This is a genomic window from Pedobacter jamesrossensis, assembly GCF_042650905.1.
In the GTDB taxonomy this organism is placed as follows: Bacteria; Bacteroidota; Bacteroidia; order Sphingobacteriales; family Sphingobacteriaceae; genus Pedobacter; species Pedobacter jamesrossensis.
Window position 1 is genome coordinate 25,840 of record NZ_JBHSBY010000119.1, and the last position, 8,219, is coordinate 34,058.

Below are 8,219 nucleotides of genomic sequence, written 5' to 3' on the forward strand. Positions count from 1 at the left end.
GTATTAAACATTTGAGCACTGGCCAACACTTGCCACAATACATGGCACCCTTTGGTGCATAGTGCGGACGATAAAAAATATTTCCTCTGTTTTCATGATTTTAGTTTTTGTAGGTAGTCAAAAATTCGTTGAATTGAATGTTAAAAATCTGTGGATTTTCTTCCTGCAGGTTTTCAGCATATCCTTTCCAGTGTAACTGGTCGAGGAGTTCAAAAAATGCATCATACATAAGATTTTGTTTTTGGGTACACCCTGCCCGTTTCGGGCAGGGTGTAAAAAAAATTTATGCAGGAATAATAATTTCTGCTTCGATTTCCGCCAATCGGTTTGTACACAAGTCACGCACGAACAGGGCAACCGCTTTAATGATCACGGGATTCTTGGTGGAGAACTTATTTCGTTTATCATCTGTAATCTCGATTTCACAGCCTTGATAATAGTTTGAGGTCGTGTCTTCAGCCTCTTCTTTTTGCTCAATTTCGAATTTATCGAGATTATCGATGGTGTGAACCAGTCTTCCACGCTGCACCATTCGGCGGTGCAGTTCTTCCACCAATTTTAATGTACCCTCCAAATTGAGTGCTGGTGTGATTTTAGCTTCTACCTTTTCGGGTGCAAGATTTTCCGCTTTTGTTGCTTCGGGCAATACGACCGCTCCAACTGATTTTAGTGCGTCAATCACTGGCTTTGGGGCATCCTTTACCATTTCCAAATCAGCTTCCATTTTTTTGGGTTCATCCTTAATGGCTGTTTTATTTTCGGCATTGTTTATCGTTTTCCCCGCCATTGGCTGATAAATTGGGTTTTTAGCATCTTTGATATTGATGAAGTCTGCTTTTCCGTTAGTTGTATTTACTTCCTGATTTTTCATGATTCTTATTTTTTGATGTCTAAATAAAATTTGTTTAATTAGCCCCCCAATGAGGGCAACGTCTCCGCTCTGCGGAGGTGGCACGAGGGTGGGCTTCTTCCTTTTTTAGTATCCATTGTATTTCGCTATTGTAAGTCAGTCGGCAGGAGCCTCCTGGCTTTTTGTTAAGCCACCTCTCCTGAATACAATACCACTGTGAGGCAAGACTTTGCGAAAAACAAATACGCTTTGGAGCGCAGCGAGAAAGGAAGATTTTTTTTCGGCAAACCGCAGGCTCGGTCTTGCCGGCAGGGGGATTGTTCAGAAATTTGCTACCCAAAAAGCTTGGTTGAAACTTTCAGTCACTTGATCAAAGAAGAGAAAGAAAGAAAAGAGAAAAAAATGAGTAAAAAAAGCGCCTGCGCAATGCGGGCGCTGGTCGTACTACATTAGTTCTTCGTCCTTAAAACTATAATATTTGTCCGTGCAGACAATGATGTGGTCGAGAATTGGAAGTTCAAGGAGTTCACCAATCTTCACCATTTTCTCGGTAAGTCTAATATCTGCCTGACTGGGCTGTGTATTTCCTGAGGGATGGTTGTGACTGAGAATTATGCCGCTCGAATTGGCCTTAAGGGCGATGGCAAAAATCACTTTTGGATCCGTGTAGGCTCCTGCAATACCTCCCTGTGAAATATTGACAATACCCAATACACGGTTTGCCCGATTTAGTAAGATGATCTTAAATTCCTCCAGAAACTCAATTTTGTCTTCACTCCAGCTGTTTAACAGAATATCAAAAGCCCTTGACGAGCTGTCTATTTGCGGTCTTTCTGATGCCTTGAAATTAGGTTTGTAGCTAATTTCGATTTCTGCTGCCTGATAGGTTGTCTTTTCCATAATATTTTGATTTAATTATGGTACCGGACTGGTTTTCATTCCGCCAAAGCAGGGGAAGCAACGGAATAAATGGGAAAGCGGGTAAAGGCCACAGGCGGGTTTATGCCGGAATTTCCAGCTGCGTGCCGGAAAGAAAACCTAAATTTGTACCCGATTAAATGTCCCCCCAATGACCTGCATCTACTTGATGGTGATTACAGGTCTTCATCCGTATTTAAGGGCGATAATAAATCCGGATCGTTGTTCGGTTTTTTGAGAGTCGAAACCGCATTTACCCTTTTGCCAACCTGAGTACGCTTCATTTCCTCTTCAGGAAAGGTATCGAGTACAAGCATTTTAGTTTCAAGGGGAAGGGATTTACTTAACCAGATTTCTTCTTCGGGTTTAGTCAGAATTACGGGCATACGTTTTTTGCTGTGTATTTGGGCAACCAGGGGATTCGCTTCAGTCGTCAGAATTCCATAGGTACGGAATTTCTCACCAGTTTCCGCATCCATCCATTGGGACCAAAGTCCGGCAAAACAGAACAATTTACGGTTTTTCAGCGTGAAGCGATAAGGTTGCTTTTCCCCTTTAGCAAGCTCTTTCCATTCATAGAAGCCATCGGCCATCACCAGGCAGGTTTTATGAAATTTAAGCAATGGCCGCCATAGGCCGCTTTCCATTGCAGTTTCGCTTTTGATGTTCCAGGTATCCCGGGTTAACTTAAGGCTAAGTGCAAAGTGTGGCACAATTCCAAAAGCCATCTGTTGGATAATATCCGGTTCATCTGCAGTAATGACCAAACCTTTCTGGGTAATGGCCAAATTATAATTTGGATTCCATTCCCCCTGAATCTGATGAGGATAGGCTTTCAATATTTCTTTCTCTTCTGCAGTTAATGTATATCTGGCGCACATGTTTTCTTTTTTTAGATAACACGCCTTTAGGGAATTAGGTTTTTACTTCTTCTTTGCTTTAGGTTTTGGCTTATCAGTAATCTGGTTTAGTGTAGAAGCTTCTTTTAGCAAATATTTTTTAATCAGTTCAATTAATTCTTTCATGTTATTTAACTTTTATGATATCTTTCCAGTCTGTTGTATATGATGGCCTTAAAAACTCCCTTTTCATTGTCCAGTTTTGAATCAGCCCCTCTCCCGCCATTTTTAAAGTCCCCGCGCCATAATGCATATTAAGCTTATCGAGCACCTTTGAAACTTTATCATGTTTCTCTCCCTTAAAATCGCTAAAAATATTAAGCTGTACTTCTTTTTCCGGGATGAGCCCAGTTGCGGTAACTTCAACCTTCTGAAACAGAAAGCCGCGCAGGTAAATCTTTTTAAGCCCGAATAAAGCCGTGCTTACCAGATCTATCGTGTTATTTACAGGATGCGGTAAAGGAATGGTGATGGACGGAAATGCCATTGAGGCTTGCGGGCCAAATTTGTTGGTCAGTAAGCGTACCGATAGAACGCTGGCACAAAGCTTTTCCCGCCTCAGTTTTGTGCCGAGCCTTGCTGCGTAAGATGAAGTTGCTTCTTTAAGCTCCGTATAATCTGCGGTCATTTTCCCAAAAGCCCGGCTGGTGCACATTCCTTTTTTAGGATCAAGTGCTGTTTTGAGCGGTATGCAGCTTTCCCCCCAGAGTTCCCGCCATAACCTAACGCCAACAATGGTCATATGTGCCTGCACCCAGTCAATGGGCAATGCCCTGAATTGGGCCGCAGTTTCAATTCCTTCTTTAATCAGCTTGTGGCTAAACTGTCTTCCCACACCCCATAAATCTTCCACCGGATAATCGCTGAGCGCAGCCGTAATTTCTTCATTTGTCTGGAGGACCATCACCCCATTATATTTTTTGGAGGTCTTATTGGCCACCTTTGCCAGAACTTTGGTCGGTGCGATCCCAACACTGATGGGAATGCCGGTATTTACAATAACTGTTTCCCTGATTTCTCTTCCATAATTATTTAAATCCCCATAGCCGGAAAGCCCCAGAAAACATTCATCAACACTATATACTTCTACATCCGGTGTAAATCTGGCCAGATTGGTCATCACCCTAGCACTGATATCGCCATAAAGGGTATAATGGCTACTGAATACCGCTATGTTATGTTTTTTAATTTCATCCCTGATCTTAAAGAAAGGTGCACCCATAGCAATGCCGCAGGCTTTGGCTTCATTGCTTCTGGCAATGACGCAGCCATCGTTATTACTGAGCACCACAACCGGAACGCCGTTATATTGAGGCTCAAACAGGCGGTGACAGCTTGCATAAAAATTATTACAATCGGCCAGTGCGAACATGCTGCAGCGAATGAGGTAAGCAGGTCCAGGTAACCGCACCAAAAACAGTAATGTTGCGCCCGGTAATATTCATACAGGCATCCATGCTATCATTGATGCATAGATAGGTATTTTCGCCCTTTATAATCAGTTTCCGGGTGAGCCATTCCTCATCTACGCAGCAAACAATTAGCGTTCCGGATACGACCTGAACAGATTTATCAACGATAATAATACAACCTTTCATAATCCCAAAATAGCGCATCTGGTCATCATCCGCTTCGAAATAAAACGTATTGGTCGGGTCTTTAACGATGCGCTGGGCTATATGAAGTCTGCGCTGTTTATAATCTTCAGCTGGTGAAATAAAACCGGATACCCTGCCTGGATTATCCAGTGTCTCCAGCACTTCATTCTTTGCAATCTCTAATTCTCTTATCATATCCCAAAACTTACTAAAACAAAATTACTAAAATTTTTAGCAATTAAAAGCAGTGTGGAAACATAACTGACGAAGGCAAACAAATAGCTATAAACCAAATGATTAACAAAATATAAAATGTTGATAAATATTTATAAAAATAATTTTACATCCAAATTTGGATTTACTACTTAAATTAGTAAAATTTGCAGAATGATGATTAGTGAGGCGGCAACGAAAAATATAACATTAAGTTCCAATGATGAGCAGATTGTGCTTTCACAGGTCAAAGGAAATAAAACTTTATTCAGGGTTATGGTTAACGCCGCATTTAAGGGATATGTGCAGAAGCAAGATGACGGCTTGTTATATCGCGTTGCGGGAAGTCAATTGAATGACCAGATTTTTCAATCAATATGCGCGAGATCGTAGACTAAACAGGATATGTCTAAATTGATTGTAATACTGTGAGCTGTATTACTCCCTCGAAATTTATGAAGCGAACTCGTTTTGGTTTTTATGCTTTTCTTTGATTTATTTCCCTAATCTACGCTTTTCCCTGGGGCCAGGAAGTCGAGTACGATCTTATTAAAAACTTTCGGATTCTTTAGTGGGGCATAATGGTCGCTACCGGGTATGATTTCAAGTCGGGAATTCTTGATAAACGATTGGATTAATATGGTATGCTTTCTTTTTATAACATCAAATTCTCCTGCTACTACCAGAACAGGTGCAACTATTTGCTGTAAGGCTTTCTCGTCTAAATGTGGCTCTTTTAATACTAGATCAGCCAGGCGCATTTGATTTTGAGAATCCGGATCAGCACTTTTTAATAAGCTATCCCTACGATGTTCAAATATTTGGATAACGTCTTCTTCAATAGCGTCTGCTCCTGGAAACAGATTTGCGCCCATAACTACTATTTTCTCTACCTTTTTAGGATGCATTAATGCAAACATCAATGCGGTATTCCCACCGTCACTCCAGCCTAGCAAGCTGGCCTTCTTTATAGATAACGAATCCATTACCGCTGAAAGGTCTTTAGCGAACTGCTCATAAGTATAGGGTGATACCTTATTGTTAATGCTGTTGCCCTGACCCCTGGTGTCCAAAGCAATTACTTTGAAATGCCGCGATAACGGTTCAATTTGTTCTCTGAATGAATTGATGTGCTCATTATTTCCGTGTAATAAAAACAAGGGGCTACCCTGACCATAAGATTCATAATAAATTTCCCCCTGGTCTACTTTAATACGTTTACCTTGATTGTTCCCATACAATAGGACTAATAGTGCGGGATTGTCCTGAATGATCTCATTCTCACTATCCGACAGATTATCAGTTGCACTTTCCTTACCACTTTTTATCGAGGATGCCTCAACCTCTACAAGCAAGTAAGAACTTGAAACCTTTTGCCACTGTGCTTCCCCTTTAATCCTGTACAGACTTGAGCGTAATGTCCCGGGAAATGAAGGTATAAAAAATGCCGACTGCGTACTATCACCCAGCAAAGGTTCCAAATCTAAAATAGCCAGAGAAACAGCTATTTCTTTCTGCCCTTTTATATGTATTTGGTAAGGGCGTAAGTCTATACTTACAGATCGTGGCATGCCTACCTCCGTGTTGCCAATTACATCAAAGACCACATCTTTGTGAAGAATAGATTGACCCGGCAGCCCCTCTTTAACACTATAGATGTTCATTCTAAGTTTGATCTTGCTGAAAGTTCTCCGGTTTATTTTAAAACTTAGCTTCCTTAAGAAAATATTTTGATCAATTTTCAGGATCGTAGCCTGCTCTCGCCCTTTCTCATCGCTATGTTTTGGTATATTTTTATACATGGCCGGAAAGAATATGAGGCTAGCATTTGAGCGACCATAATTTTTTATTTGACCAGGATTTGCTTTGATGTTAACCATTTCAAGCGTTTGTGGTGATTCATATAGCTTGATAAACTTTTCTGTTTTTAAAAAAATGTCCCAGTCCATCTTCACGCTTTTATACCCAACAGCTGAAAAGAAAATTGAATCCTTGCCTGCAATGTCTGTCTGGAGGTAAGAAAGTGAATACCTGCCTGTAGAATCAGAAACCGTGCCTACAGGCTTGTTTTTAATTCCTACGCTGACATAGGGCACCGGCAAACCAGTTTGGCCATCAATGGTTACGCCCTTTAATATTGTAGATTGCGAATGAGCGCCTTTCCCCATAATGTGCATCAAACAGATAAAAAGGAACAAGAACCTTAAGGTTCTAAGGAATAACAGGATGGGTTGACGCATGACTAGCCGAATTGATGGCCAAATATGATCAAACGGTCATTGGGTACGAAAAAATTAACCTTATTTAACATTAAGGTTTTATTAAGCTAAAGGAAAATTCTCCTATTGCTTATCATGACATCTTGATACGTAACCTTGAAAATTTGGCAAGATTATCAAAAAAGGGTGGTATTATGAGATTTTTAAATCTGTCTAGGACTGAATCATATTTTACAACCTGAACTTCCCAAAAACTTGTATCACAAAACAAAGTTTATCAAATTTACCAACCAACGTTTTAATGATACAATAATGAAGATCGGTTATGCCAGGGTTTCTACCAAAGAACAGAATTTAAATCTGCAAATCGAAGCACTCGAAAAGGCAGGATGTGAAATAGTTTTTAGAGAAACAATTTCCGGAGCAACGAAAGTTCGTCCCGAACTTGACAAGATGATTGCTCAGTTTCGAAAAGGTGATGAATTAGTTGTTTGGAGATTAGACCGTTTAGGAAGAAGCTTAAAACATATCATTGATTTGGTTTTAAATTTAAGTGAGCAAGGAATTATAATTAAAGGCTTAACTGATGGAGTTGATACTTCAACGATTAATGGTAGGCTTTTTTTAAATATAATGGCTTCACTCGCGGAGTATGAAAGAGAATTAATTAGAGAGAGAACGAAAGCCGGTTTAGAATCTGCAAGGGCAAGAGGAAGAATGGGTGGTAGACCAAAAGGTTTTACCAAAGATACCATTTCCAAATTATTGGTTATGCGCTCAGTTTATAAGAATTTAGATAAAACTCCTGAGCAAATATATAAAGGACTTCAATTAACCAGGGCAACATTTTATCGTCATGCGAAGATTCTAGACACGCACACCAACGATGAAATAAAAAAAATGCAAAAAAAATAGAAAACTATACTTAAAAGTGTATGATGATGAATTAATAAGTGGGTTGAATATAAGATGAATAATATAACAAAGGAATACGAAGATTAGCTTAACGACCTCAAGTCCAAAGTTAGGTCTGTGCAATTAAAAACCTCCGTTGCTGTAAACTCAGCTGTAATCTGCTTTTATTGGGATTTAGGCAAAATGATTTCAGAGAAAACAGCTCTAAGTAACTGGGGAGATAAGATTCTAGAACAAGTCAAAGGATTTAAAGTATGAATTTCCTAACATGAAAGGACTCTCCAGAACAAATCTTGCTTATGCAAAGCAGTTCTTTGAATTTTATCAATCTTCAATTGTCCAACAGGCTGTTGGACAATTACAAATATCTAGTAAACTGAATAATAAAATAACACAACACCCAGTAATGCAAATTCCATGGGGTCATAATATATTAAGATAATTTAAACGCTCTAGTTATTTTACAAATGTAAGTCTATTAAAAAATTAGTATATTTGATAACATTGTTGTCCGATAAAAATAAACGGGATAGCCTAAGCCACCCCGTTTTTTATACCTTTAAGTTACGACACCAAAAAGTATGCTTAAAGGTACAACATTTTCCGG

The 8,219-nt window shown here is 39.6% G+C and carries 8 protein-coding genes and 1 pseudogene; 2 read left to right on the plus strand and 7 right to left on the minus strand.

Features of this window, described 5'->3' with window-relative positions:
• Positions 1 to 100: 100 nt before the first annotated feature.
• The 7 genes from ACFOUY_RS12450 to ACFOUY_RS12480 form a co-directional block, all read right to left on the minus strand.
• The gene (locus tag ACFOUY_RS12450; protein ID WP_378961037.1) at positions 101 to 229 is read right to left on the minus strand and encodes a hypothetical protein; all 129 of its coding nucleotides are present in this window, start codon (positions 227 to 229) and stop codon (positions 101 to 103) included.
• Positions 230 to 283: 54 nt separating this feature from the next.
• Positions 284 to 871 (minus strand): hypothetical protein, encoded by a 588-nt coding sequence (locus ACFOUY_RS12455; protein WP_378961038.1) that lies wholly within the window; start codon positions 869 to 871, stop codon positions 284 to 286.
• A 423-nt stretch (positions 872 to 1,294) separates the two neighbouring features.
• Positions 1,295 to 1,750 carry a JAB domain-containing protein gene (locus ACFOUY_RS12460; protein WP_378961039.1) on the minus strand — a complete coding sequence of 152 codons (456 nt, stop codon included), beginning with the start codon at positions 1,748 to 1,750 and terminating at the stop codon, positions 1,295 to 1,297.
• A 194-nt stretch (positions 1,751 to 1,944) separates the two neighbouring features.
• On the minus strand, positions 1,945 to 2,649 hold the full coding sequence (locus tag ACFOUY_RS12465) for an SOS response-associated peptidase (protein ID WP_378961041.1): 705 nt from the start codon (positions 2,647 to 2,649) through the stop codon (positions 1,945 to 1,947).
• Between the two features lie 145 nt (positions 2,650 to 2,794).
• On the minus strand, positions 2,795 to 4,039 hold the full coding sequence (locus ACFOUY_RS12470; RefSeq protein WP_378961042.1) for a Y-family DNA polymerase: 1,245 nt from the start codon (positions 4,037 to 4,039) through the stop codon (positions 2,795 to 2,797).
• Complete coding sequence (locus ACFOUY_RS12475) at positions 4,017 to 4,460, minus strand: LexA family protein (protein WP_378961043.1); 444 nt, start codon at positions 4,458 to 4,460, stop codon at positions 4,017 to 4,019. The genes ACFOUY_RS12470 and ACFOUY_RS12475 overlap by 23 nt, the downstream gene beginning before the upstream one ends.
• Before the next feature lie 521 nt (positions 4,461 to 4,981).
• On the minus strand, positions 4,982 to 6,646 hold the full coding sequence (locus ACFOUY_RS12480; RefSeq protein WP_378961044.1) for an alpha/beta fold hydrolase: 1,665 nt from the start codon (positions 6,644 to 6,646) through the stop codon (positions 4,982 to 4,984).
• A gap of 363 nt (positions 6,647 to 7,009) precedes the next feature.
• Between ACFOUY_RS12480 and ACFOUY_RS12485 the strand changes: the two genes are divergently transcribed.
• Positions 7,010 to 7,612, plus strand: coding sequence for a recombinase family protein (locus ACFOUY_RS12485; protein WP_378961045.1), 603 nt, complete (start codon positions 7,010 to 7,012; stop codon positions 7,610 to 7,612).
• A gap of 117 nt (positions 7,613 to 7,729) precedes the next feature.
• Positions 7,730 to 8,054: pseudogene (locus tag ACFOUY_RS12490) on the plus strand (DUF1016 N-terminal domain-containing protein).
• Positions 8,055 to 8,219 lie beyond the last annotated feature (165 nt).